At 71.5% G+C, this 25836-nt stretch carries 23 protein-coding genes; 18 read left to right on the forward strand and 5 right to left on the reverse strand.

All coding sequences use genetic code 11. The features are described 5' to 3' along the window. Positions 1-140: 140 nt before the first annotated feature. Positions 141-512, reverse strand: a complete 372-nt coding sequence (locus OHS58_RS39280) for a hypothetical protein (protein ID WP_247063877.1) — start codon at positions 510-512, stop codon at positions 141-143. 22 nt (positions 513-534) lie between these two features. Then, positions 535-900 carry a hypothetical protein gene (locus OHS58_RS39285; protein WP_328645757.1) on the reverse strand — a complete coding sequence of 122 codons (366 nt, stop codon included), beginning with the start codon at positions 898-900 and terminating at the stop codon, positions 535-537. 445 nt (positions 901-1345) lie between these two features. On the opposite strand from OHS58_RS39285, the gene lanKC reads away from it, so the two are divergent. The 4 genes from lanKC to OHS58_RS39305 all read left to right on the forward strand — a co-directional run bounded on the left by lanKC (position 1346) and on the right by OHS58_RS39305 (position 8379). Beyond that, positions 1346-3910: a class III lanthionine synthetase LanKC gene (gene lanKC / locus OHS58_RS39290; protein WP_247060101.1), complete on the forward strand. Its 2565-nt coding sequence runs from the start codon at positions 1346-1348 to the stop codon at positions 3908-3910. 37 nt (positions 3911-3947) lie between these two features. Continuing rightward, positions 3948-4091 (forward strand): SapB/AmfS family lanthipeptide, encoded by a 144-nt coding sequence (locus tag OHS58_RS39295; RefSeq protein WP_155548626.1) that lies wholly within the window; start codon positions 3948-3950, stop codon positions 4089-4091. 128 nt (positions 4092-4219) lie between these two features. Next, positions 4220-5887: an ABC transporter ATP-binding protein gene (locus tag OHS58_RS39300; protein WP_328645758.1), complete on the forward strand. Its 1668-nt coding sequence runs from the start codon at positions 4220-4222 to the stop codon at positions 5885-5887. Beyond that, on the forward strand, positions 5884-8379 hold the full coding sequence (locus OHS58_RS39305; protein ID WP_328645759.1) for an ABC transporter ATP-binding protein: 2496 nt from the start codon (positions 5884-5886) through the stop codon (positions 8377-8379). The genes OHS58_RS39300 and OHS58_RS39305 overlap by 4 nt, the downstream gene beginning before the upstream one ends. Before the next feature lie 240 nt (positions 8380-8619). Here OHS58_RS39305 and OHS58_RS39310 read toward each other — a convergent pair whose 3' ends face one another. Continuing rightward, positions 8620-9033, reverse strand: coding sequence for an acyl-CoA thioesterase (locus OHS58_RS39310; protein ID WP_328645760.1), 414 nt, complete (start codon positions 9031-9033; stop codon positions 8620-8622). Continuing rightward, on the reverse strand, positions 9027-10259 hold the full coding sequence (locus OHS58_RS39315; RefSeq protein WP_442875492.1) for a hydroxyacid-oxoacid transhydrogenase: 1233 nt from the start codon (positions 10257-10259) through the stop codon (positions 9027-9029). Before OHS58_RS39315 ends, OHS58_RS39310 begins: the two co-directional genes overlap by 7 nt. Before the next feature lie 183 nt (positions 10260-10442). Here OHS58_RS39315 and OHS58_RS39320 point away from each other — a divergent pair, with 183 nt between their 5' ends. From OHS58_RS39320 to OHS58_RS39385, 14 genes are all read left to right on the forward strand, one after another. After that, positions 10443-12101 carry a thiamine pyrophosphate-dependent enzyme gene (locus OHS58_RS39320; RefSeq protein ID WP_247063879.1) on the forward strand — a complete coding sequence of 553 codons (1659 nt, stop codon included), beginning with the start codon at positions 10443-10445 and terminating at the stop codon, positions 12099-12101. Positions 12102-12315: 214 nt separating this feature from the next. After that, positions 12316-12486, forward strand: a complete 171-nt coding sequence (locus tag OHS58_RS39325; RefSeq protein WP_247060111.1) for a hypothetical protein — start codon at positions 12316-12318, stop codon at positions 12484-12486. 204 nt (positions 12487-12690) lie between these two features. Next, a complete protein-coding gene (locus tag OHS58_RS39330) occupies positions 12691-12894 on the forward strand; it encodes a cold-shock protein (RefSeq protein ID WP_247060113.1) in 204 nt (67 codons plus the stop codon). Between the two features lie 64 nt (positions 12895-12958). Continuing rightward, positions 12959-13183, forward strand: a complete 225-nt coding sequence (locus OHS58_RS39335; protein WP_328645762.1) for a heavy-metal-associated domain-containing protein — start codon at positions 12959-12961, stop codon at positions 13181-13183. Between the two features lie 340 nt (positions 13184-13523). Then, positions 13524-14537, forward strand: a complete 1014-nt coding sequence (locus OHS58_RS39340) for an ATP-NAD kinase family protein (RefSeq protein WP_326945754.1) — start codon at positions 13524-13526, stop codon at positions 14535-14537. A gap of 16 nt (positions 14538-14553) precedes the next feature. Continuing rightward, positions 14554-15423 carry a thiamine pyrophosphate-dependent dehydrogenase E1 component subunit alpha gene (locus OHS58_RS39345; RefSeq protein WP_328645763.1) on the forward strand — a complete coding sequence of 290 codons (870 nt, stop codon included), beginning with the start codon at positions 14554-14556 and terminating at the stop codon, positions 15421-15423. A gap of 5 nt (positions 15424-15428) precedes the next feature. Then, the gene (locus OHS58_RS39350; protein ID WP_328645764.1) at positions 15429-16427 is read left to right on the forward strand and encodes an alpha-ketoacid dehydrogenase subunit beta; all 999 of its coding nucleotides are present in this window, start codon (positions 15429-15431) and stop codon (positions 16425-16427) included. Positions 16428-16539: 112 nt separating this feature from the next. After that, on the forward strand, positions 16540-17808 hold the full coding sequence (locus OHS58_RS39355; protein WP_328645765.1) for a GAF domain-containing protein: 1269 nt from the start codon (positions 16540-16542) through the stop codon (positions 17806-17808). Between the two features lie 66 nt (positions 17809-17874). Continuing rightward, positions 17875-18054 (forward strand): hypothetical protein, encoded by a 180-nt coding sequence (locus OHS58_RS39360; protein ID WP_328645766.1) that lies wholly within the window; start codon positions 17875-17877, stop codon positions 18052-18054. 11 nt (positions 18055-18065) lie between these two features. Beyond that, positions 18066-19187, forward strand: a complete 1122-nt coding sequence (locus tag OHS58_RS39365) for a sensor histidine kinase (protein ID WP_328645767.1) — start codon at positions 18066-18068, stop codon at positions 19185-19187. After that, positions 19184-19822 carry a response regulator transcription factor gene (locus OHS58_RS39370; protein ID WP_328645768.1) on the forward strand — a complete coding sequence of 213 codons (639 nt, stop codon included), beginning with the start codon at positions 19184-19186 and terminating at the stop codon, positions 19820-19822. Before OHS58_RS39365 ends, OHS58_RS39370 begins: the two co-directional genes overlap by 4 nt. A gap of 95 nt (positions 19823-19917) precedes the next feature. Then, positions 19918-21348 (forward strand): hypothetical protein, encoded by a 1431-nt coding sequence (locus OHS58_RS39375; protein ID WP_326945761.1) that lies wholly within the window; start codon positions 19918-19920, stop codon positions 21346-21348. Between the two features lie 47 nt (positions 21349-21395). Beyond that, on the forward strand, positions 21396-22316 hold the full coding sequence (locus OHS58_RS39380) for a glutamate ABC transporter substrate-binding protein (protein WP_326951739.1): 921 nt from the start codon (positions 21396-21398) through the stop codon (positions 22314-22316). 55 nt (positions 22317-22371) lie between these two features. Then, positions 22372-25080: a serine/threonine-protein kinase gene (locus tag OHS58_RS39385; RefSeq protein WP_328645769.1), complete on the forward strand. Its 2709-nt coding sequence runs from the start codon at positions 22372-22374 to the stop codon at positions 25078-25080. Positions 25081-25138: 58 nt separating this feature from the next. Here OHS58_RS39385 and OHS58_RS39390 read toward each other — a convergent pair whose 3' ends face one another. Beyond that, positions 25139-25726, reverse strand: coding sequence for a PaaI family thioesterase (locus OHS58_RS39390; RefSeq protein ID WP_326945763.1), 588 nt, complete (start codon positions 25724-25726; stop codon positions 25139-25141). Between the last annotated feature and the right edge of the window lie 110 nt (positions 25727-25836).

The raw sequence follows: 25836 nt of genomic DNA on the forward strand, positions 1-25836 counted from the left end.
CACGGAAAGGCCGGTGGGGACCGAACGTGAGGATTGTCCGATTGTTCGGGTAATTTCCGGAACCGACGAAAGTCGTCCGGCGAACCCTCATTTATTTCCGGGAGGAGGGCTACCTATTGTTCCCGTGCTCGACCGCGTCGTCAGGCCGTGACGCGCGTCGGCGCCGTCTTCCGCAGCCAGTACAGGCCGATGACCGGCAGGACCAGCGGGATGAAGAGGTAACCCTCGCCGTAGACCGACCAGACGGTCGGGTGCCGGAACGCGGCCGCGTCGACGATGCTCAGCGTGCCGATGGTCAGGACGCCCAGCAGTTCGATCGAGCAGGCCGTCAGGGCCACGCGCCACCAGCCGTCACCGCGGCGGGCCAGGGCGATCGTCGCGACGATGTAGACGACCGCGGCGAACGCCGAGAGGATGTACGCGAGCGGCGCTTCGTGGAACTTCGTGCTGATCTGGACGCCCGCTCGCGACGTCGCCGCCAGCGCGAAGATCGCGTACACGGCGACGAGCACCCGTCCGGGGCCGGTGGCCGTCCTACGCTGTTGCTCCACTCCACACCTCGTTCAGTCGCAGCACCATCACCGGGATGGCCAGGCAGGCGATGCCGAGCACGACCGTGCTCGACCGGCTCCGCTCGGCCAGTGCCCAGGCGGCGCCGGCGGGCAGCACGACCAGGCAGCCGACCAGGTAGGCGAGGAACGTCGCCAGGCTGCCGGGGCGCTCACCGCCGGCGAGCAGCACGATCCCGATCACCAGCTGGACGACCAGCAGCACCTCGATGACCGCGAGCGCGATCAGGAGCGCGTTGTCCGGCTCCCGGTTGCGGGCCGACTGGACGAAGCTCCAGAGCGCGACGAGCGTGGCCGCCACGGCGACCGTCACGGCGAATCCGAAGATCACCAGTTCCTCCTTCCGGTCCGCGGGCGTCAACTTACTCCGGGGTACCGGCCGGCCCGCCGAGCGAGGGCCGCGGGCGTGGCGCGGGCCACGTCCGGGTGATCCACAGTGGACCGGACAACCAACCTAACCTCGCGATACCGGGAAAATTGATCACCAGGTGTCCTTGATGGCATTCTGCCAATTCGGTGGTTTATTCCGGCGGCCCCTTGTTCGGACCTGCAGGAATGACGAAAAAACCTTCGTGTTACACCCCGACAGGGTGGTTGGTTGCCTGGTGGAAATCACGCAGTGTTCAGCTACTGCGTGGTAAGTGTCTCTTTTGCCTACCTCGGATAGCCCAGTTGAACCCCCGGGTTGGCGGATTGGCGCGGGACCGCTCGGCATGGGGGAATATTCCTCGTCCCGGGCCACGCCGCACCGGGGAACGCACAGAGGGGCAATCTCGATGGACCTGCGCTACGAAGCATTTTGCTTCGCCGATCCGTTGTTCTACGACGAACAACAGGAAATCGGTGCGTCGGTCGACGAGTACGCCACGGCCCTGCCCGCACCGGACGCCGGTTGGATCGAGGCCCAGCGCGGCGTGTGGCGGGTCCTCCACCCCGAAGGCCGGGAACTTCCCGGTCAGGGCTGGAAAATCCACGTTTCGGCCGGCCTGGGGAACGCTCGGCGGGTGCTCCTGCGGGTGCACGAGTACTGTCTGGAGTACCGGGTCGCCTACAAGCACTTGCGCTCCCCGTTGATCCTGCTCGCCCGGAACTCGAAATACGCGCCCCGTGACGGCAGCGGGAAACTGATCACGATTTATCCCGCGAATGAAGACGAGCTCAAGCGGGTGCTCGACGATCTTTCGGTGCGCCTTGAAGGCGAGCACGGGGCCTATATCCTGAGCGACTTGCGTTACGGTGCGGGTCCGCTGTACGTCCGCTACGGTGGATTCGCCGAGCAGTGGGTCGAACACGACGGCAACCGCGTCCTGGCGATCCGCAAGCCGGACGGCAGGCTCGTCCCGGACAAACGGGAACCCACGTTCTCGGTCCCCGACTGGGTGAAGATTCCGGCCTGTCTGCAGAGCAGCATCACGGCGCGCAAGGCCGGCGACCCGTCCCAGTTCCCGTACCAGGTGACGAGTTCCCTGCACTTCTCCAACGGTGGCGGCGTCTACCTGGCGGACCCGAAAGCGGGCGGCGACCAGGTCGTCCTCAAGGAGGCGCGGCCCCACGCCGGGCTGGACCGAGCCCAGATCGACGCCGTCGAACGGCTGCGGCGCGAGCACGACGTGCTCGACAAGCTCACCGGCATCCCCGGGGTGCCCCGCACCATCGAACAGTTCACCGTCTGGGAGCACCACTACCTCGCCATGGAGTACATGCCCGGCACGTCGCTCGGCAACTGGCTGGCTCGCAACTACCCGCTGACCAGGCGCGACACCACCGAAGCCGACCTCACCGCCTACGCCGAACGCGCGCTGGCCGTGCTGGCGAAGGTCGAGGAGACAGTCGAGGCGATCCACGCCCGCGGCTTCGTCTTCGGTGACCTGCACGCGTTGAACATCCTGATCGACGAAGACGACGAGAGCCGCGTCTCACTGATCGACTTCGAGATGGCCGCCGACGTCGAGTCCGGCGAACGTCCCGCGCTCGGCGCGCCGGGCTTCCGCGCGCCGGCCGACCGGGTCGGTTTCGAGATCGACGAGCACGCCCTCGCGGCGCTGCGGCTGTGGCTCTTCCTGCCGCTGTCCGCGCTGCTGGAGCTGGCGCCGGCGAAGCTGCGCGGCATCGCCGACTTCGTCGAACGCCGGTTCGGCCTGCCCGAGGGCTACGCCGACGCCGCAGTCGCGGTGCTGGCTCCGCGTGCGAAATCCACGGAGCCGGCACCGGTCCACACCGAGCTCGACCAGGAGAAACCCGACTGGCCGCTGGTCCGCAAGCAGATCGCCGAGGCGATCCTCGCGAGCGCGACACCGCAGCGCCAGGACCGGCTCTTCCCCGGCGACATCGAGCAGTTCCGGGTCGGCGGCGCCTGCTTCGGCGTCGGCGCCGCGGGCGTGCTGCACGCCCTCGACGTCACCGGCGTCGGACGGTTCCCCGAGCACGAGCACTGGCTGATCGAGTCGGTCCGCCGCGACCCGCCGACCCGGCCCGGGTTCTACGACGGCAGCTACGGCATCGCCTACGTGCTGGAGAACCTCGGGCACCACGACGAGGCGAGCCGGCTGCTGGCGTCGTCGGCGCGGCTCGTCGAGCAGACCACCGACCACGCGCTCGAGGGCGGGCTGGCCGGCATCGGGCTGACCCTGCTGCACTTCGCCGCGGCCCGGCAGGACAACGAGTTCGGCCGGCAGGCGCTCACCACCGCCGTCCGGCTGGCCGAGGCGCTCGAAACCGCGGCGCCGCCCGGGAAGTTCGCCCGTGCGGGCCTGCTGTCCGGCTGGTCCGGGCCGGCGCTGTTGTTCATCCGGCTGTTCGAGCGCACCGGCGAGCCCGCCTGGCTGGCGTTCGCGGACCAGGCACTCAGCCGTGACCTCGAAGAATGCGTGCTCGCCGACGACGCGTCACTGCAGGTCCGTGACGGCGCCACGCGCACGCTCCCGTACGCCGGCATCGGCAGCGCGGGGATCCTGATGGTCGCCGAGCAGCTGGCGCGGCACCGGCCCGAAGCCGACGCATGCGAGAGCCTGCCCGAGCTGCGCCAGTCGTGCCGCGGCGAGTTCGTCATCCACCCCGGCCTGCTCTACGGCCGGTCCGGGCTCGCGGTCGCGCTCGGCATGGGCGCCGAACCCGAGCAACGCGTTCGCGACGCGATCGACCTGCACCTGGCCCGGCTGGCCTGGTACGCGGTGCCGTTCCGCGGCGGGCTCGCCTTCCCCGGCAACCAGCTGCTGCGGTTGTCGATGGACGTCACCACCGGCGGCGCGGGGATCCTCCTCTCGCTCGCCGGCCTCCTGGACGGCAAGGAGGTGCTGCCCTTCCTGGGCAGCACGCCGTCCCCCCACACCTCCGGTCGCTGAGGACCGGCGGAATCGAAGAACAATCGAAAGGAACACCATGGAACTCGTTCTGGAGCTGCAGGCCCTGGAGACCCCCGAGGTGCTCAACGGTGGTCACGGTGGCGGCGGCGGCGCGCCGTCGAACCTGAGCCTGCTGGCCTCCTGCACCAACAGCACGCTCTCGCTGCTGACCTGCCACTGACCTGGCGGATCGCACGCAAGTAGTGCCTAGGTGAACAGTGCGGGAGCGGCACAGGCCAAGTGCGCCGCTCCCGCACGTTCATTGTGGCCCCGGTTCCGCCTTCGCGGAACCTCGTCCGAAGGAGTGAGATGCGCGGCTCCGCCGATCGGCTGCTGGCCCGGGTGGCCGGCCTCGATCGACCGAGATTGGCCGCCATCGTCGTCACGGCCCTGGTCGCCACCGCGGCCGGGCTGCTCCTGCCCAGTGCGCTCGCGGCCGCGGTGGACGCCGTCGTCGCGGGCCGTCCCAGCTGGCCTGAAGTCTCCTGGTTGTTGCTGGTCGGCGGCGCGGAAATCGCCGCGGACGTCGTCGGCGGGATCCTGACCACCCGCGTGACGGCGACCGCGTCCGCGTGGCTGCGCCGCACGCTGTCGGACAAGCTCTTCGCGCTCGGCACGCGATCGAAGTTCGCCGAGGGCGACGCGATCAGCAGGCTCACCGGCGACTGCGTCGGCGCCGGCGGCATCGTCACGATCGTCGTCCAGTGCGGCTCGATGCTGGTCATCTCCTCGGGCGCGGTGGTGTTGCTCGCGTTCCTGGACTGGCGGCTCGCGCTCGTGTTCCTCGGCAGCATCCCGTTCGCGTTGCTGCTCGCTCGCAGTCATCTCAAGCACACGGCCGACGATGTTCTTGCCTACCAACAGGTTTCCGGCGAGCTCGCGGCCCGGATGGTCGACGCCGTCGCCGGGCTGCGCACGATCGCCGCGTCCGGCACCGCCGACCGCGAAGCCGAACGCGTGCTGCGCCCGCTGCCGAAGCTGACCCTGGCCGGGATGGGCATCTGGCGCACGCAGGCCCGCATGGTCTGGCGCGCCGGGCTGCTCACGCCGGCGGTCGAGCTGGCCGTGCTGGCCGCCGCCGGGTTCGGCGTGCTCGCCGGCCGGCTCAGCGTCGGCGACGTCGTCGCGGTGCTCGGCTACGTCGCGCTCGCCCTCGGCCTGGTCACCCAGATCCCGCTGCTCACGATGCTGTCGCGGGCGCGCGGCTGCGCCGAACGGCTCGCCGAAGTCCTCGACGAGCCCGAACCCGCGCACGGCAAGCTCCCGCTGCTGCCCGGCGACGGCACCCTCGACCTGCGCCACGTCGGCGTCACGGGCGCACTGGCCGAGGTCGACCTGACCATCGCCGGCGGGACGTGCCTCGCCGTCGTCGGCCGGTCGGGCGCGGGGAAGTCCGTGCTCGCCGGCGTGCTCGGCGGGCTGGTCACGCCCGACGAGGGCCAGGTCCTGCTCGACGGACGTCCGCTCGCCCGTGTCCGCCGCGAGGAGCTGCGCGCGGTGATCGGCTACGCGTTCGAACGCCCCGCGCTGCTCGGCGCGACGGTCGCCGACGCCGTCGGCTACGGCACGTGGGCCGGCGAGTCCGCGATCCGCGACGCCTGCGAGACCGCGCAGGTCGACGAGGTCGTCGTCCGCCTGCCCGACGGCTACCGCACCCCGCTGGCGGAGACGCCGTTGTCCGGCGGCGAAGCCCAGCGCCTCGGGCTGGCCCGGGCCATCGTGCACCAGCCGCGCGTGCTGATCTTCGACGACGCGACGGCCAGCCTCGACACCGTCACCGAGGCCGCGGTCGAGCGCGCGCTCGCGAGCGCGCTGCCCGGCCGGACGCGCGTCGTCGTGACCCACCGGGCCGGCACCGCCGCCCGCGCCGACCTCGTGGTCTGGCTGGAGGAGGGCCGGGTCCGCGCGGTCGCCCCGCACGCGGCCCTCTGGCAGGAGCCGGGGTACCGCGGCGTCTTCACGGAGGACGACGGGTGAGCCTGCGCCGGTTGTACTGGTCCGCGCTCACCGGGCAGTGGCGTGGCGGCGTCGTGCTGCTCGTGTGTTCGGTGCTCGAAGGGCTCCCTGCTTTCTTTTCGGGTCGGTTGGTCGAGCTGTCCGTGGACCGCGGCTTCGCCGTCGGCGACCCGCGCACCGGGCTCGGCTGGCTGGCGCTGTTCGGCCTGGCCGCGGTGCTGGGCGCGTTCGGCTCGCGGATGGTCTGGCACCAGCTCGGCAAGGTCGTGGAACCCCTGCGCGACGCGCTCGTGACGGCCGTCGTGCGTGGCGTGCTGCACGACGAGTCCCCGCCGCGCAACCAGCCCGACTCGAGCGGCGTCGCCCGGATCACGCAGCACGTCGAGGTGGTCCGCGACGCGACCGCGGGCCTGTTGGTGCAGGCCCGGGCCATGCTGGTGACGACGGCCTCGGCGCTCGCCGGCCTGGTCACCGTCGCCGGCGCGCTGGTGCTCCCGGTCGCGGTGCCGGTGATCGCCTCCCTGGTCGTGTTCGGTTGTCTCCTTCCTTCGCTGGCTCGTCGTCAGCGCGCGCTGGCCCTGGCCGACGAGCACACGGCCGCGACGGCCGGCGCATCCCTGGCCGGGATGCGCGACGTCGTCGCCTGCGGCGCCGAGCCGATCGCCGCGCTGGCGATGTACCACGCGGTCGACGCCCAGGCCACGGCCGCGATAAGGGTGGCGCGGTCGAGTGCCCTCCGGTCGCTGGTGATCTCGCTCGGCGGGTTCGCGCCGCTGCTGCTCGCCTTGTGGTTGGCCCCGGGCTTGGTGGCCACCGGTGAGCTGACCGCGGGCGCGGCCCTGGGCGCGCTCGTCTACCTGGCCACGACGATGCAACCGGCCCTGCGCGGCCTGGCGGCCACGGCCGGCACCGTCGTGCTCCGCCTGCTGGTCGCACTCCGCCGGCTCGCGGAGACGGCCGAGCTGCCGGAACGTCCGGACGGCACGGCGACCCCACGCAGCATCGAGGTCCGCGTCCGCGCCCTGACGTTCGGCTGGGGCGCGACGGCCGAACCCGTGGTCCGCGGGCTCGACCTGGGGCTGCAGCCGGGGGAGCACCTCGCCGTGGTCGGCCCGAGCGGGATCGGCAAGTCGACACTGGCCGGCTTGCTGACCGGCATGCTCACGCCGCAGGAAGGCCGGGTCCTGCTCGGTGGCGTCCCGGTCCGGGACGTGCCCAGGGCGCTGCGCCACGAGCTCGTCGCGCTGATCCCGCAGGAGGCGTACGTCTTCGCGGGAACGGTCCGCGACAACGTCGCCCTGTTCGCACCGTCAGCCTCGGACGACGCGCTCGCCGCCGCCGCGACCGCGGTGGGCGCGGGCGCGCTGCTGAAGCGCCTGGGCGGTCTCGACGCCGAGATCGGCCACGGTGGCGAAGGCATCTCCGCGGGCGAAGCGCAGTTGCTCGCGCTGGCCAGGGTGTACGCCGGTTCGGCGCGGTTCGTGATCCTCGATGAAGCAACCTCCCATCTCGACCCGGTGTCGGAAGCCCGCGCGGAGCGGGCCTTCGCCGCGCGGGGTGGTGTGCTGGTGGTGATCGCGCACCGGTTGTCGTCCGCGCTGCGCGCGAACCGCGTCCTGGTCATGGACGGCCGCGAGACCGCGGTGGGCAAGCACGCCGACCTGCTGGCCAGGTCGCCGCGCTACGCGGAACTGATGCAGGCCTGGGCGACGCCGGTGGCCGGGGGAGCAGCCACCGGAGGCACTGGGCCCGCGGCGGTTCGGGTCGCCGGCACGGATCCCGCGGCTGCAGCCGCGGGTGGTCCGGCCGGTGCTGCCGTGACCGCCGCCGGTTCTGCTGGCGGTGTCGCGACGGCTGTTGTCGCGGGTGGCTTCGCCGGTGGTGCCGCGACAGTTGCCGCAGGTGGCGTCGCCCGTGATGCCGCGACAGCTGTTGCTGGCGGTTCAGCCAGTGGCACCGCATCAGCTGCCGCAGGTAGCAGCACGGTTGCCGCTTCCACCTGTGGTTCAGCCAGTAGCCCTGCGACTGCCGCTGCTTTCACCGGTGACTTCGCCAGTGGTGCCGCGCCAGCCGCCGCAGGTGGCCACGTCCGTGGCAACGCGATCGCCGCTTCTGCCCGTGGTTCGGGCAGTAGTTCCGCGACTTCCGGTGCTTTCACGGGTGACCTCGCCGTTGGTGCTGCGCCAGCTGCCGCCGGTGGAGACGCGGTTGCCGCTTCCGCCCGTGGTTCGGCCAGTAGTCCCGCGACTGCCGCTGCTTTCACCGGTGACCTCGCCGATGGTGCCGCGTCAGCTGTCTCGGATGGCCCTATCAGTGGTGCCGCGCCAGCTGCTGCGGATAACCCGGTCCGTGGTGCCACGACTGCCGCTGCCGCCGTGGGTGCCGCGACAACCGCCGGAGAATTCGCCGGTGGTAGCGCGGCAGCTGCCGCGAGCGCACCCTCCGAAGCAACCGCCAGTTCCGAAACGCCGTGGCGGCCGTCGCCGGTTCCGCGTACCGCACGGGCCGGCTGACCACCTGCTCGCCCGTCCACTGTGGACATATTCAATGCCGTCCACGCTACCGCCGACGAAGCGCCGCGGAACCCGTCGCCGCGAATCTGTGGATAACTTCGCCGTCTTGTCACCACATGTGGATAACTCGCGCCGATCGCCGACTCTTGTCGGCGTCGTCGTGCATGATCGGAAGCACGGAAGAAACGCGACTCCGACTACCGCGTCGCCAGAAGGGAGGTGATCAGCCGGCGGGGCACGTCATTGGGGTTGCAGTGCTTCCAACGCTCCACGCAGCTTGCCGGACACCGGAACCGGCCGGCGGGACTCGCGGTCCACGAACACGTGCACGAAGTGGCCCTCCGCGACCAGTGATTCATCCGCGGCGTACATCCCGATTTCGTAGCGCACGCTCGACTTCCCCAGGTGTGCCACGCGCAAACCGACCCGCAGCGAACCAGGAAAGGACACCGATGAGTGATACCCGCAGTGCGACTCGACGCACAGCCCGATCACCTCCCCGGTCTCGATGTCGAGACCACCCTGCTCGATCAGCCACGTGTTGATCACCGTGTCCATCAGCGAGTAGTGCACCACGTTGTTGACGTGCCCGTAGACGTCGTTGTCCCTCCAGCGCAACGGAATCGTCTGCCAGTGCGGGTAGCCGTTCACCACAGGGACACCGAGTCGCGCAGGATGCCGGCGAGGTCCTCCTCGGACGCCTCGCGGGGTGCGGTGGCCAGCAAGCGCTGCTGCTTCAGGGTTCCCTCGACCAGTGAGTCCACATCGGACTCCGTGTAGCCGACGGCACCGATGCCGTCCGGGATGCCGATCTTCCGCATCAGGTCGATCAGCACCGCGGGCAGGTGGCCGGCGGCGTCGCCGGACCACTCGAAGTCGGGCGCCAGCAGGCGGGCGACCTGCCGGTGGCGGTCCGGCGCCGCGTCGAAGGTGAAGCGGAACGCGGCGGGCGCGGTCAGCGAGACGGCCATCCCGTGCGGCACCATGGGTTCGTCACCCGGGTAGCCGTCCGGGTGGAAATCCCTGACCTGCCCGGCGATCGGGTACGCGTTCGCGTGCGGGATGTGCACGCCGGCGTTGCCGAACCCGAGGCCCGCGAACGTCGCGGCCAGTGCCATGGCCTCGCGTGCCTTGAGGTCCGAGCCGTCGCGCACCGCGGCGGGCAGGGCCCACGACAGCAGCCGCAGCGACTGCTCGGCGAACATGTCGGCCAGCGGGTTCGCGCCGCAGTACGGCACGCGCTGCTCCGGGCGCTTGCGGTCGAACTCGGTGTACGGCTTGGCGGTGTAGCTCTCCGCGGCGTGGCACAGGATGTCCATGCCACTCGCGGCGGTCACGCCGGCGGGCTGGCTGACGGTGAGCCGCGGGTCGACGACGGCGAGGGTCGGGCGCAGCCGCAGGTGGCTGATCCCGCTCTTGACGCGCAGGGACAGCACGTCCAGGACGCAGACGGTGGTGCTCTCCGAACCGGTGCCGGTGGTCGTCGGCACGGCGACGAGCGGCTTCAGCGGGCGGTCGGGCGCGCGGCCGCCGCCGACCGGCGCGTTGACGTAGTCCATCAGGTCGCCGTCGTTGCTGGTCAGCAGGTTCGCGGCCTTCGCGGTGTCGATCGAGGAGCCGCCGCCGACGGCCACGAAGGCGTCGTACGGACCGGTTCCGCGGGCGAAGTCAACCGCCTTCTGCATGCTGACATCGGTGGGTTCGACGTGTACGCCGTCGAAGACCTCGGTCTCGATGCCGTAACCGGTGATGCCGTCGGCGATGCGGCGCGGCCAGCCGGTCGCGGCGACCTGTGGGTCGGTCACGACCAGGACCCGGCGGGCGCCGTACTGCGTCAGGTCGTAGCCGATCTCGTCGCTGGCGCCGGTTCCGTACTTCAATGCCGGTGCGCCGTAAGTAAAAACGGATTCATGTTCGGTCGCGGCCAAGGCTGGGGTCCTCGCTCCCTTGATCGGATCCAGTCGGTCAAAGCGGACATTCAGGTCCAACCTTGCCGGGTTTCGGCGAAGATCACTTGACTGCACTGAACGGTGCCCGCATAAGCTCTCCTCATTAGATACCAACTGGGAGCGACCGTCGCCCAGACGGCCGTACGGATCCTGACCGAGGCGCGTGTCCGCCGTGTCTACGCGGTGGTCGGTGAGTCCTTCCTGGAACTGCTCGACGCGCTGCAACGCGAGCGGGAGATCACGCTCGTCTCGGCGCGCCACGACGCCGGCGCGGCGTTCATGGCGGAGGCGGAGGGCAAGCTCACCGAACGGCCCGCCGTGCTCCTGGCGAGCCGGGGGCCGAGCGCGGCGAGCCTGGCGATCGGTGTCCAGACGGCCTACCAGGACGAGACGCCGATGGTCGTGCTGCTGGAGACGCCGGCGACCGATCCGACCGTGTGGAGCTCCGGTGAGCTGCCGACATCGGACCTGACGGCCATGTTCGAGTCGATCGCCAAGTCGACCCTGAGCGTGACCGACCCGGACAGCCTGCCCAGCCTGCTGGCGCACGCGCTGACGACGTCGCAGGAAGGGCGGCCGGGGCCGGTCGTGCTCGGCGTGCCCTGCGACATCTGGGGCATGCCCTACGACGCGGCGAAGCCGATGGCGCGGGTGCGGCCGCCGGCGTCCGGCACGCTGGGCCGTTCGGCGGACGCCGTGGCGCAGCTGGTGGACGAGGCGAAGTACCCGGTCGTCATCGTCGGCGGGCGGGCGCGGTCGGCGCGCGACGAGCTGATCGCGGTCGCCGACGAGCTCGCGCTGCCCGTCTACAACGCCTTCCGGCGGCAGGACGCCTTCCCCGAGAACCACGCGCGCTACGCCGGGCACCTCGGGCTCGGCATCCCGGCCCGGCAGCTCGACGCCTTGGAACGTGCTGACTTGGTGCTCGCGCTCGGCACCCAGCTCGACGAGGTCACGACGCAGGCCTACCGCTACCCGACGGCCCAGCAGACGCTGGTCATGGTCGGCACCGGCATCGAGGTCAGCATGCGGCGGCGCGGGCTGACGTTCCGAGTGGACTCCGAGGTCGAGCCGTTCCTGCGGGAGCTGCGGGCCGTGGCGTCACCCCGGACGCGGCGGGCCTCGGCGGCCAACGCCGCGGTGCACACCTTCATGACCCCGCCCGACACCAGCGGCAACACCCGCGTCCACCCAGTGGACGTCGTGCGGGCCCTGCGTAAACTGGCGCCGGAAGACACCATCGTGACCAGCGACGCGGGCAACTTCGCCCAGTTCATGCACCGGTACTGGTGCTTCACGGCGCCGCGCAGCCAGCTCGGCCCGTCCAACGCCGCGATGGGCTACGCCGTGCCGGCGGCCGTGGCGGCGAAACTGGCCGAACCGCGGCGGACCGTGGTAGCCATGGTGGGGGACGCCGGGACCCTGATGACCGGCCAGGAGATCGAGACGGCCGTCCGCTACCGGGCGCCGGTGATGGTGGTGGTGTTCCAGAACGGCCTGCACGGCGGGCTCGCCATGCACCAGGCCCGTACCCACGGTCGGTTGTCCGGGGTGTCGATCCCGTTGACGGACTTCGCTTCGTGGGCGCGTGGACTGGGCGCGGCCGGGTACACGGTGGACGATCGTGAGGAGCTCGAGCCGATCATCGCCAGCGCGCTGGTGCGGCAGCGTCCGTGCGTCATCGACGTGCGGACGGACCCCGATGTGGTGACGCCCGACGTGCGGTTGTCGGCGCTCCTGGGTCAAGCGCGCCCGCAACCTCCCGCCCAGTAACGGTTTCGGACTGTTTCATTCCGGGAAACGCCGGGAATGTTCAGTGGTAGCAGGCCCCTGGCTGAGGTAATCTGGCGGTGTTCCGGTGGTGGTTCGCCGCTGAACCTTCCCGGCCGGGTCCCGGCGGGAGACAACCGGTTTCTGTCGGTGCCGCATGGCACCATCACGGTCATGACCCGCATTGCAGCGGGCAGGGAACGAGGGGAGTTTCGACGTGGCCGATCAGCAGCACGCGACCGAAGCAGCGCGGAAGTCCGGCGTCGTACCGGTGCTGTTCAGCGCCAGCGCGGAGGCGCACGACGACGCGGTCGTCGTCGCCGAGCACGAGACGGCCTGGCGTTCGCCGTTCTCGGCCGAGGGCCTGCGCCCGGCGAGTGGCGAATAGCTCACCTCTCCCGGGTGAAGACGGGTTGTCCGCGCAGGTCGACTTGTGCTTTACTTCAGATGGTCGATTTTTGTGTTCGTGTTAGCTCACGCTCGCAGAATTCCGCGGGCGTAGTGTCTCCTCGCCGAGGAAGCAAACCGTCCGGGTGCTGACCCGGGTCGCCGAAGTGGCTTCCTGTTTTGTGTTACACATGGAGACTTTTTTATGACTCAGGGCACTGTGAAGTGGTTCAACTCCGAGAAGGGGTTCGGCTTCATCACCCCCGACAACGGTGGCGGCGACGTCTTCGTTCACTACAGCGAGATCCAGGGTAACGGCTTCAAGACCCTTGAAGAGAACGCTCGCGTCGAGTTCGAGATCGGCCAGGGCCAGAAGGGCCCGCAGGCCACGTCGGTCAACCTGATCTGACTTTGATCTTGGGAAAGGGTCGTCACCCGTTCGGGGTGGCGGCCCTTTTCGTATGCTCCGCCCCATGATCGAGCACGGGTACACCGTCTCCGGGATGAGCTGCGGGCACTGCGCGCAGTCGGTCACCGAGGAAATCGCCGCTCTGCCCGGAGTGACCGAAGTGGACGTCGACGTCCCGGCCGGCCGGGTCGTGGTGCGCGCCGACGCCGCGCTGGCGGAGGGCGACGTCCGGACCGCGGTCGAAGAAGCGGGTTTCACCTACGTCGGTGTGGCCAGTCTGGTGTCGTGAGCACGACGCCGAGGGCCGGTTGGTTCTTCTCCGGCGGTGTGGCTCCAGGTTGGACTGTCCACACTGCTCACTTCAGACGTCCGTTGGGCTGATCGGCCGCATCCACTGATCTGTCGAGCCTGAGGACGGCGGCGGCCCGTGGTCACGGCCCCGCTGACCGGCACGCGGCCGATCAAGCACGACCTCGGCACACCCCGCCACGCCCGGGCCCGCGGCTCACTTTGTGATCTTCGCCGCGCCTTGTTACACGCAGCCCGCAACATGCAACGCCCTGCAACCCTTCCCTCCGGCACACCCGAAGGAGTCTCCTGGTACCCGACGCGGGAATCGGGAGGTCAGGTTGGGCGAGTCGGTGGCGGGGATCGTCGCGAACCCGGCGTCGGGGCGGGACATCCGCCGGCTGGTCGCGCAGGCTTCCGTGTTCCCCACCGCGGAGAAGGCGAACATGGTCCAGCGGCTGCTGGCCGCGTTCGCCGTGGCCGGGGTCGATCGGGCCATGGTCTCGACCGATCTCGGGGGCATCTCCGCCGCGGTGCTGCGCGCGCTCGGGCGGGGTGGGACCTGGCCGCACGTCGACTTCCTCGACGAGGACCCGCTCAGCGGCACCGCCAAGGACACCAGCAACGCCGTGCGCCGGATGGTCGAAGCCGGTGCCGGGGTCATCGTCGTGCTCGGAGGTGACGGGACCGCGCGCGTCGCGGCCGCGGCCTGCGAAGACGTCCCGCTGCTCGCCCTCTCGACCGGCACCAACAACGCCTTCCCGCAGACGCGGGAGGCGACCGTCGCCGGGCTCGCCGCCGGGCTGATCGCCACCGGGCAGATCGACCCCGACCTGGTCACGCACCGGGTCAGCGTGCTCGAAGTCGTCACCAAGGCCCGCCGCGAGATCGCGCTCGTCGACGTCTGCGTGTCCCTGAGCAGGCACATCGGCGCGCGGGCGCTGTGGGATCCGGCGTCGCTCACCGAGCTGTACTGCACCTTCGCCGAACCCGACGGCATCGGCCTCTCCAGCGTGGCCGGCCAGCTCTGCCCGAGCCCGCGCTCGAGCCCGGACGGCGTCGCGCTGCAGCTCGGGCCGGTCGGGGAGACGCCGTACGTCGTGCACGCGCCGATCGCGCCCGGGCTGGTGCGCCCGGTCGGGGTGCGGGGCTGGGGCGTCCTGCAGCCGGGCATGCGGGTCGAGCTGGCCGCGGCGGGTGGGGTGATCGCGCTCGACGGCGAGCGCGAACTCGAACTGAAGCTCGGGGAGAGCGCGTTCGTCGAGCTCAAGCCGGACGGGCCGTGGTGCGTCGACGTCCGGGCCACGATGGCCGAAGCGGCACGAAAAGGGCTGTTGCGCAGCGAACCGAACTAGCGAAGGAGCTCCGACGATGACGGACACCCTGCGGGCGGCGTATCGCACGATGCGCACCATCCGGGCCTTCGAAGAGCGGGTGCGCGCGGAGTTCGCGACCGGCGAGATCCCCGGGTCCATGCAGCTCCACGCCGGTGAGGAGGCCTCGGTCGCCGGGGTCTGCGCCCACCTCGGGGACCGCGACGCGATCGCCGGCAGCCACCGCGGGCACAGCATCGCCAAGGGCGTCGACGTCAAGGGCATGATGGCCGAGATCTACGGCCGCCGGACCGGCTCCTGCCACGGCAAGGGCGGTTCGACGCACATCGCCGACCTCTCGAAGGGCGTGCTCGGCGCCGGCCCGCCCCTCATCTGCGGCACCGCGCTCGCCGCGAAACAGCAGGACACCGGCGGTGTCGGAGTGTCCTTCTCCAGTGAAAGCAACCAGGGGACGACGCTGGAGGCGCTGAACCTCGCGGCGGCCTGGAACCTGCCGGCGATCTTCGTCGCGGAGAACAACGGGTACGCCGAGGTGACGTCGAGCAGCTGGTCCGTCGCGTCGGACAACATCGCCGACCGGGCCGCCGGCTTCGGCGTGCCGGGCGTGATCGTGGACGGCTTCGACTTCTTCGCCGTGCACGAAGCCGCCGGCGAGGCGATCGAGCGTGCCCGCGAAGGCGGCGGGCCGACGCTGATCGAGGTCAAGTTCACCCGCTACCAGCGGGGACTCGACTGCCTCGCGTGGTTCCGCGCCCGCGTCACCGAGAGCGGCGAGCTGCCCGGAATCGTCCTGGACGACATCGACGCCGAAGTCGCGAAGCTCGTCGAAGACGCCGTCGCCGAGGCGAAGGCCGCGCCCAAACCGACCCGGGCGGACCTCGAAACCGACGTCTACGCGTCGTACTGACCGCCGTGGCCCGCACGATCAGCTACCGCGAGGCGATCGACGAGGCGCTCGCGCAGGAGATGGCCCGCGACGAGTCGGTCATCGTGCTCGGTGGCGCTCCCGGTGCCGTCCAGGGGCTCTTCCCGGGGCGTGTCCTGGACACACCGGCCTCCGAGTCGGCGTTCGTCGGCGCGGCCATCGGTGCCGCGACGCGCGGGCAGCGGCCGGTCGCGGAGCTCGTGTCCATCGATTTCATGGGCGCCGGCATCGACCAGATCTTCAACCAGGCGGCGAAGTTCCGGTACATGTTCGGCGGCAACGCGCGCACGCCGGTGGTGATCCGCACGGCGTACGGCGCCGGGCTGCGGGCCGCGGCCCAGCATTCCCAGTGCCTGTACCCGATCTTCACGCACATCCCCGGCCTCAAGGTCGTCGTGCCGTCGAGCCCGTACGAGGCGAAAGGCCTGCTCATCCGGTCGATCCGGGACGACGACCCGGTGGTCTTCTGCGAGCACCGGGCGCTCTACGAGACCAGCGGCGAGGTGCCGGAGGACAGCTACACGATCCCGTTCGGCCGGGCGAACGTCGTCCGCGAAGGCGGCGACGTGACGATCGTGGCGATCGGCCGGATGGTCGCGATGGCCCGGCAGGCCGCGGGCGAGCTGGCCGCGACCGGCATCGAAGCCGAGGTCATCGACCCGCGCACCACCAGCCCGCTCGACACCGGAACGATCCTGGCGAGCGTCCGGAAGACCGGCCGGCTGGTCGTCGTCGACGAGGCCTCGCCGCGCTGCAACCTCGCGACGGACATCTCCGCGCTGGTCGCGAAGGAGGCGTTCGGCGCGCTGCGGGCGCCGATCGAGATGGTGACGCCGCCGCACACACCGGTGCCGTTCTCCGACGCCCTCGAGGACCTCTACATCCCGGACGCGCAGAAGGTCCTCAACGCCGCGAAGGCGGTTGTGGAGTACCGCCGCAGCTCGCCTGCCGTCCACAGTGGACTCGACGGCGGGGGCGCGGGGTAGCCGGGAGGCAACGGCCGCCGAGAGCAAGACCTGAAGGGCGAGATCGTCCCCACCTACCGATCACGGGATCGAAACGGCACACTGGGGCCGGTCGAGCGCGAGGAGCGGCGGTTTGGGTCAACGGGACCTCGAGGCAGCGTTGCCGGCCGGGGCCGACCCCCGGCAGCACGCACGCGCCCTCGCCCAGGTGCACGAAGCGGCGGTGGCCGGCCGGGCGCTGCCCGCGCGGCTGCGGCCGGTGATCCACGCGTCCTGGCAACGGATGCGCAAGCTCGGCGTCGACCCGGAGGGCCGGGCCGCCGCGCCCGTGCTGACGTTCGAGCAGCTCGAAGCCCGTCGCCGCACGAGTGGCCTGGTCCAGGCCATGCCGACGCTGCGGGGTGGGCTGATCAGCCTCGCCGAGCAGGCCGCGCACATCATGGTCATCGTCGACGCGGACGGCGCGGTGCTCTGGCGCGACGGCAGCACCGCGGTCAGCCGCCACGCCGACCGGCTCGGGTTCGTCGAAGGCGCCGACTGGCGGGAAGAGGCCGTCGGCACCAACGCGATCGGCACCGCGCTGGTCGCGCGCCGCGCGATGCAGGTGTACTCCGCCGAGCACTACGTCCGGTCCCAGCACTTCTGGACGTGCGCCGCCGCGCCGCTGCACGACCCGCGTGACGGCCGGCTGCTCGGCGTCGTCGACCTCTCCGGCCCGGCTCCGACCGTCCACGCGTCGACGTTGGCGCTGGTCGACGCCGTGACGCGGCTGGCGGAGACGCAGCTGCGCACCACCCACCTCACCGAGCTGGAACGGCTTCGCGGCTTCGCCGTCCCGGTGCTCGCGAAGGTCGGCGAGCCGGCCGTCGTGGCCGACGAGCACGGCTGGGTCGCCGCGGCCGCCGGGCTCGCGCCGGTCGACCGGATCGCCCTGCCGGCCGGCCTCGCGCCGGGCCGGGCGTGGCTCCCTGCCTACGGCACCGTCGCGGTCGAACCGGTGCCGGGCGGCTGGCTGATCCGGCTCACCGAGTCCGACGCCGAGACCGCGCCGGCCACCCGCGTCGTCCTGGACGTGCGGTCGGCGCGCGAGCCCGAGCTGACCGTCTCGGGCGGCGCCGGGACCTGGACGCACCGGCTCAGCCCGCGCCACGCCGAGATGCTGTACGTGCTGGCCAGCCGCCGTGCCGGCCGCTCGGCGTCCGAGCTGTCGCTGGACCTGTTCGGCGACGCCGGCCGCACGGTCACCGTCCGCGCCGAGATGTCCCGGTTGCGCCGGCACTTCGGCGGCATCCTCGGCGCGAAGCCCTACCGCTTCGCCGACGACGTCGAGGTGCTGGTCCGGCGGCCGGACAACGCCGAAGCCGTGCTGCCGCACTCGCTCGCCCCGGCCATCCGCGGCTGAACTCCACCCCCGGCTCCACCCGCCGACGGTCCCGGTCCACCCCGGTTCGTTCGTAGCGTCAGCGCCATGAACAAGTCGGATCTCATCCGCCTGGCGCTGGCCAAGGCGACGGAACACAACCGTGGGGGAAAGATGACCGGGAAGACCGTGCTCGCACTGGCCGTGATCGGCATCGTCGTGCTGGTGGCGTTCATCGCCTACCGGCTGATCCTCGTCGAGCTGATCACCAGCCTGTCCCACAAGTAGAGGGGGGAGCGTTGCCGAAGCGGCCGCTGCTGCCGGACACCATCGCGCCCAGCTGGCTGGTGGTGCAGACGCTCGGCACGCTCTTCGTCGCGGCGATCCTGCTGACCGCGCGCGAGCCGGACCCGCGGATCTGGGCCGGTTACGGCGTCTCCGCCGCGTGCTGGCTCGGGTTCGTCGTCCTGGCGTACCGGCTGCCGCGGACGGCGGCGGTGCTGCTCGCGGTGGCCAGTGCGGTGCCGGCGGCCGTGCTCGGGTGGGCGGGGGACTCGTCCGCGATCGTCCTGTCCGTCGTGGCGCTGGGCCGGCTCGCGACGCTGGTCACGGTGGGTGTCGCGGCGATCGTCGCCGTCGGCGTGGCCGACGTCGCGCTGGCGGTGACGTCGTACGCCGTCGCCGGGAGGAGCCTCGGGCTCGTCGACCTGGGCGTGATGCTCCTGCTCGTGCTGCTCGGCCTCAACCGGCGGCAGTACGAAGTGCAGGCGAAACAGGCGGAAGCGCTGCTGGAGCAGACGCGGCTCGCGCAGGCCGAGCACTCCCGCGCCGCCGCGCTCGACGAACGCACCCGGATCGCGCGCGAGCTGCACGACGTCCTCGCGCATTCGCTGGGGGCGCTGGGTGTCCAGCTCGAGCTGGCCGAGGTGCTGCTGGCCGAGAAGTCCGATGTGGACGGTGCGCTCGCGACCGTCCGGCGGTCCCGGCGGCTCGCCAACGACGGCCTGGCCGAGGCCCGCGACGCCGTCGCCGCGCTGCGCCGGGACGTCCTGCCGCTGGCCGACGCGCTCGCCGCGGTGGCGGCCGCGCACGCCCGTGACCACGGGGTTTCCGTGGCTTTCGCCGCCGAAGGCGCCTCCCGGCCGCTGCCGTCGGCGGCCGTCGTCGCGCTGGTCGGCACCGCGCGCGAAGCGCTGACGAACGCGGGCAAGCACGCGCCCGGTGCGGACGTCCGGATGCGGTTGACGTACGAACCAGACGTCGTGCGGCTGGACGTCGTCAACACGACGAGCGACTTCACTCGAACAGGTGAAGGTTTCGGGCTGGCCGGGATGCGCGAGCGGCTCGCGCTCGCCGGTGGCAGCCTGGCGTCGGGCCCGGAAGCCGGCCGGTGGCGTGTGCTCGCGGAGGTGCGGAGTTGATCAGGGTGGTCGTGGCGGACGACCAGCAAGCCGTCCGCGAAGGCCTGGTCGCGCTGCTCGGCCTGCTCGACGACATCACGGTCGTGGCCTCGGCGGGCAACGGCCGCGAAGCCGTCGAAACGCTGGCCACGCACCCCGCCGACGTCGTGCTGATGGACCTGCGGATGCCGGAGCTGGACGGCGTCGCCGCGACCCGGCTGATCCGGCGCGACCACCCCGGCACCGCCGTCGTCGTGCTGACGACCTACGCCGACGACACGTCGATCGCGGACGCGCTGCGTGCCGGGGCCCGCGGCTACCTGACCAAGGACGCCGGCCGCACCGAGATCGCCGCCGCGCTGCGCTCCGCGGCCGCCGGGCAGGCGATCTTCACCGCGGCGGTCTCCGACCGGCTCGTCGCCGCGCTCGACGGCCGGCCCGCGTCGCGTGCCAAAGCCGAGCTGCCGGACGGCCTGACCGCCCGCGAAGGCGAAGTCCTCGGGCTGATCGCGCGGGGCCTGACGAACGCGGAGATCGCGGGCGAGCTGTTCATCGGCGAGACGACCGTCAAAACCCACATCAACAACGCCTTCGCGAAGATCGGCGCCCGGCACCGCGCGGAGGCCGTCCGCTATGCGCTCGCCCATCACCTCTGAGATCACGTGCTGATGACAGCGGGCGGTGCCGGTGGCTGCGCGCACGGCGACTCGGCTACCTTTCTGCGGGTACGGCTCATGGGGAGGAATCGGGGATGACCAGCACTGCGACGGCGCCGGGTCCCCCGGCGCCCGCGTCCGGACCCGCGCCGCCGAAGCCACCGCCGGCGCCGGAGGGCCGCGACCGGGCCGGGGGCCGCAGCGGCTTCCTGGGCCTGCTGGACCTGCCTGGCCAGGGGATACGCGCGATCATCCGGTCCGCCGCGACCACACCCGGCCGGCTCACCGTCATCGCCGTCGGGCTGGTGCTGCTGGCCCTGGTCGCCGGGCTCGTCGCGACGCTGTCGGTGCAGAACCGCGACGACACGATCACCGGCGTCATCGACCACCGCGAACCCCTCGCCGCCGCGTCCCAGCAGGTCTACCGCTCGCTGTCCGACGCGGACGCGACCGCGGCGAGCGCGTTCCTCTCCATCGGCACCGAGCCGCCCGAACTCCGCCAGCGCTACGAGCGTGACATCGCCGAGGCCGGCGCGGCGCTCGCGAAGGCCGCTTCGGACTCCGGTGACGTCGCCGACGCCGCCGGTCCGGTCGACGTCCTGAACCAGCAGCTGCCCGTCTACACCGGCCTGGTCGAGACGGCGCGGTCGAACAACCGGCTCGGCTACCCGGTCGGCGCGTCCTACCTGCGCGAGGCGTCCGAGCTGATGCGGGCGAAGATCCTGCCCGCCGCCCAGGACCTCTACCGCGTCGACACCGAGAAGCTGATCGAGGAGCAGGACAGCGCCACCGGCTTCCCGTGGCTCGCCACGATCCTGGTCGTCGCGCTGCTCGCCGCGCTCGTCGTCGCCCAGATCTACCTGACGCGGCGGACGAACCGGCTGCTCAACGTCGGGCTCGTCGTCGCGACGGTCGCGGTCGTGCTGTCGCTGCTGTGGGGCGCGGTCGCGCTGGTCGTGCAGGGCAGCCTGGTCGGCGCCGGGCAGGACGACGGCTCGCACCGCGTCGACGTCCTCGTGCGCGCGCGGATCGCCGCGCTGCAGGCCCGCGCGGACGAGACGCTGACGCTGGTCGCCCGCGGCGACGGCGCGGCCTACGAAAAGGACTTCGGCACCAACGCCGTCCAGCTGGCCGGGACCGACGGCCAAGGCGGCCTGCTCGGCGAAGCCCGCAGCCTGATCTCCGACGGCGACGGCGCCGCGAAGGTCGTCGACGCGACGAAGGCCGCGAACGACTGGTTCAAGGCGCACAAGACGGTCCGGTCCCAGGACGACTCCGGGCAGTACCAGGAAGCCGTCGACTTCGCTGTGCTGGAGGACAAGACCGACGGCTCGGCCCCGGCGTTCCGGCGGCTCGACGACGCCCTCCAGGACGCGATCGACGTCGGGCGGCAGGAGTTCCTCGACAGCACCCACGGCGGCGACAGCGCGCTGACGCTCCTCGCGCCGGGCCTGGCCGTGCTGGCGATCGTCGCCGCGGCGGGGGCCACCATGGGAATCCGGGAGCGACTGAGGGAGTACCGGTGAGCAGGCGGGGTTACACGGTCCGGATCGGCGCGCTGGCGGTCGTCGCGATGCTGACGGCGGCCTGCGGGAGCCCCGGGAAACCGGTCGACCCGGCGCCGGTGAGCAACGCGGCCTGGCCGCAGCCCGCGCACGTCGGCGGCCCGGACTCGACGGCCGGCGGCGGCACCGACACCAGCTGCAACCCGCAGGCCAGCCTCGCGCCGAGCGGGACGTCCATCGCCGACGGCTCGACCATGGCGAAGATCAAGGAACGCGGGAAGCTGATCGCCGGCGTCGACCAGACGACGTACCTGTTCGGGTTCCGCAACCCGACCACGGGCAACATCGAGGGCTTCGACATCGACATGGTCAACGAGATCGCCCGGGCGATCTTCGGCGCGCCGGAAGGGCGCGTGCAGTTCCGCGCGATCCCGTCGTCGCAGCGCGAAGACGTCCTGACGCAGGGCCAGGTCGACATCGTGGTTCGGACCTACAGCATCACCTGCGCGCGCAAGGCGAAGGTGCAGTTCTCCTCCGTGTACTACAAGGCCGGTCAGCGGATCCTCGTCACCAAGGAGTCGAAGGTGACCAAGCTGGCCGACCTGAGTGGCAAGAGGGTGTGCGCGACGAAGAAGTCGACGTCGCTGGCGAAGATCGCGACGGACCCCGCGAAGCCGGTGCCGGTGTCGGTGGACAACTGGTCGGACTGCCTGGTGATGCTCCAGCAGGGCCAGGTCGAAGCCGTCTCGACCGACGACACCATCCTCGCCGGGATGGCCGCGCAGGACCCGACGCTGCAGGTCGTGGGCGACCAGTTCACCGAAGAGGACTACGGCATCGGCGTGCCGAAGGACAACACGGACATGGTCAAGTACGTCAACGCCGTGCTCGACAACATCCGCAACAGCGGCGCTTGGCAGGACAGCTACCGCAAATGGGTGGAGCCCTCGCTGGGGCCGGCGTCGCCGCCGTCGCCGCAGTACCAGTGAGCCGCTCGCGGCTAGGATCGGTCCTCGTACGTCGTCGGGGATCTGGGAGGTAGCAGTGTCTGAGGAGCCGCGCCGTCCTCGGCACGCCGCGCCGGACGACGAGCCGCAGGTGGCCGCGCCGAGCTGGCAGCCGCCGCCACCGGTGCGGTGGGAGACGCCGGAGCCGTCGATCTCCGGCCGCCTCGACGACACCGAACCGCCCGCCGCCGAGCGCACCGTCTTCCGCGCCCCGGTCCGGCGTCCGCCGACAGCGCCGACGCCGCCGCGTGGCCAGTCGTCCTCCTTCGTGCGCGGGCAGATCCCGGGCGCGGACGACCCGACCCGGCCGCCGGGCCGGATGAGCCCGGTGACCCCGCCGCCCGGCACGCCGCCGCTCCCGCCGGTCGCGCCTTCGGTGGAGCCGACGCAGGCCGTCCGGGTGGATCCGAACGCGCCGCAGCCGACGAGCGTGCTCGCGGTGCCGACCCCGGAGACCCAGAGCATCATGCCGCCGGCCCCGCGGCCGGAGCCCGGACCGGGCGCGCTGCCGGACCCGGGCACCGAGAGCGTGCTGCCCGAGCGCAGCAGCGACGGCCGGCACACGGGCACCGGAACGGGCACGGGTACCGGCAGTGGCAGCGCCGCGGTTTCCGGCTCCGGGCCGTTCCCCGGCACTTCGCGGCGGACGTCGTCGCGCACGTCCCGTTCGCGCCGCGGCCGGCTCGGCGCCGGCCTGGTCGAGGTCCCGCCGGTCCCGGCGCGCGACCCGGCGTCCGCCGTGCTGACGAACCCGATGGTGTCGGAGGAAAAGCGCTTCTGCGGCAGCTGCAGCGCGAAGGTCGGCCGCGGCAAGGACGGCAAACCCGGTGCCGCGGAAGGAAAGTGCGAGAACTGCGGCACGTCGTTCTCGTTCGTGCCGAAGCTGCAGCCGAACGAGCTGGTCGGTGGGCAGTACGAGGTCCTCGGCGCGATCGCGTACGGCGGCCTGGGCTGGATCTACCTGGCACAGGACCACAACGTGTCCGACCGCTGGGTCGTCCTCAAAGGACTGATCGACACCGGCGACGCGACGGCGATGGCGGCCGCGGCCAACGAACAGCGCTTCCTGGCCGAGGTCGAGCACCCGAACATCGTCAAGATCCACAACTTCGTGCAGCACCCGGACCGCCAGAGCGGCACGACCGTCGGCTACATCGTGATGGAGTACATCGGCGGCCAGTCGCTGCGGCAGCTCGCGCTGGCGCACCACCGGGAAAGCCGGCGCCCGGAGCCGCTGCCGATCGGCCAGGTGCTGGCGTACGGGCTGGAGATCCTGCCCGCCATGGGTTATCTGCACAGCCAGGGCCTGCTCTACTGCGACCTCAAGCCGGACAACGTGATCCAGACCAACGAGCAGCTGAAGCTGATCGACCTGGGCGCGGTCCGGCGGCTCGACGACTACGAGAGCCCGCTGTTCTTCACGACCGGTTACAGCGCACCGGAACTGGCGACGCAGGGCGCGTCGATCGCGTCGGACCTGTTCACCGTCGGGCGCACGCTCGCCGTGCTGAGCTTCGAGTTCACCGGCTACACCAGCAAGTTCAAGACGACGCTGCCCGGGTCGGACGCGGTCCCGCTGTTCGCGTTGTTCGGCTCGTACCACCGGTTCCTGAAGCGCGCGACGCACGCCGACCCGGACCGGCGGTTCCTCTCCGCCGAGGAGATGGCCGACCAGCTCACCGGCGTGCTGCGCGAGATCATGGCGCTCGGCACCGGCAAGCCGCGACCCGGCGCGTCCACGGTGTTCGGCCCGGAGAGCCGCACGTTCGGCGTGCAGCTGGTGGTGCCGGAGGCCGGCGGGAGCGTGCCGCTGCCCGGCGCGGCCGAGGTCGTCGCCGGCCTGCCGATCCCACAGGTCGACACGGACGACCCGGCGGCGGGTGTGCTCGCCACGACGACGTCGCTCGAGCCGCGTGGCGCGATCGAAGCGCTGGCCGGCGCGCCCCGGGAGTCGATCGAGGTGCGCCTGCGGATCGTCCGCGCCCGGATCGAGCTGGGCGAGCTGTCGGAGGCGCAGCGGCAGCTGCAGGCGGCGCAGTACCTGGCCATCAAGAACGGTTTCCCGCACGACTGGCGGATCGACTGGTACCGCGGCCTGATCGAGCTGGCGGGCGGCCGCTCGCGCGTCGCGCACGTCGCGTTCGAAGCGGTGTACGACGACCTGCCGGGCGAGATCGCGCCGAAGCTGGCGCTGGGCGTCAGCGCCGAAGGCGTCGGCGACTACTTCGCGGCCGCGCGGTTCTACGAACTGGTCTGGCGCACGGACCGCAGCTACGTCAGCGCCGCGTTCGGCCTGGCCCGGGTGTACCTCGCGCAGGGCGCGCGGACCAGCGCGGTCGAGGTGCTCGAGATGGTGCCGTCGTCGTCGACGCACTACGTCGACGCGCAGGTCGCGGCGATCAAGATCAAGACGACCGCGACCCGGGCGGCGGGCAAGGAGGCGCTGGTCGCCGAGCACGACCTGCTCGACGCGTCGGCCCGGCTGGAGCGCCTCCGCCTGGACGCCGAGCGCCGCACGAGCCTCTCGGCCGGCGTGCTCGAAGCCGCGTACGAGTGGCTTCGCGGCCCTCGCCAGGGCCCGCCGACGCCGGGAGCGCGAGTGCTGGGCTGCCCGCTGGAAGAGCGCGAGCTGCGCTTCGGCCTGGAGCGCTGCTACCGGGCCCTGGCCCGCCTGGCGGCGACGGTCGAGCAGCGCGTGGAGCTGGTGGACAAGGCGAACGCCATCCGCCCCCGCACCCTCACCTGACGCGTCACTTTCGCCGGGAAAGATACGTACGGGGCACTTTCTCCGGGAGAGTGACGCGTCAGGGGTTGATCTCCCAGTCGCCGCGTTCGCGCTGGTTCTTCTCGTGCTGCGCGGCCAGCTTCTCCAGCGCCTGCGGGTCGCCGTGGTTGGAGAAGTGGTCGAAGCCCACCACGATGAACAGCGCGCGGGCGCTCACCGCGATCGGGCCGTCCTCGGCGTCGAGGCGGCCGTCCGCGCTGACGTAGATCTTGCGGCCGGCGATGCCGTCGAGGTGCGCGGTGATGAACAGCGTCGAGCCGACCGGCACCGGGCGGCGGAAGTCCGTCTCCAGCTTCCCGGTGACCGCCGGGCGGCGCATCAGGTTGCCCACCGTCGAGCCGAGCGCCTCGTCGAACGCGCAGGCCAGGAGGCCGCCGTGGGCGAGCCCGGGCGCGCCCTGGTGGGCCGCGGTGACGGTGAACCGCGAGTGCACGACCTGGCCCTCACCGACGGTCGAGCGCAGGTGCAGCCCGGCGTCGGCCTCGTCACCGCAGCCGAAGCACTCGCCGAAGTGCACGCCCAGCTCGGTGCCGGGTTCCGGCGCCTTGGGGTGCGGGACCGCCGGCTCCACCGGTACCGGCGGCCAGGGTTGAGAAACACGACTCATGCGCTGACGTTAACTCGCGGGTAGTCGTCCGCTTCGTCCGGCCCGCGACGTGACCGGGCAACCTACACCTCTCAGTAGCCGGAAAGTTCCCCACTGTAGAGATTCCCCGG

Origin of the sequence: Amycolatopsis sp. NBC_00348, from assembly GCF_036114655.1 — a bacterium.
In the GTDB taxonomy this organism is placed as follows: Bacteria; Actinomycetota; Actinomycetes; order Mycobacteriales; family Pseudonocardiaceae; genus Amycolatopsis.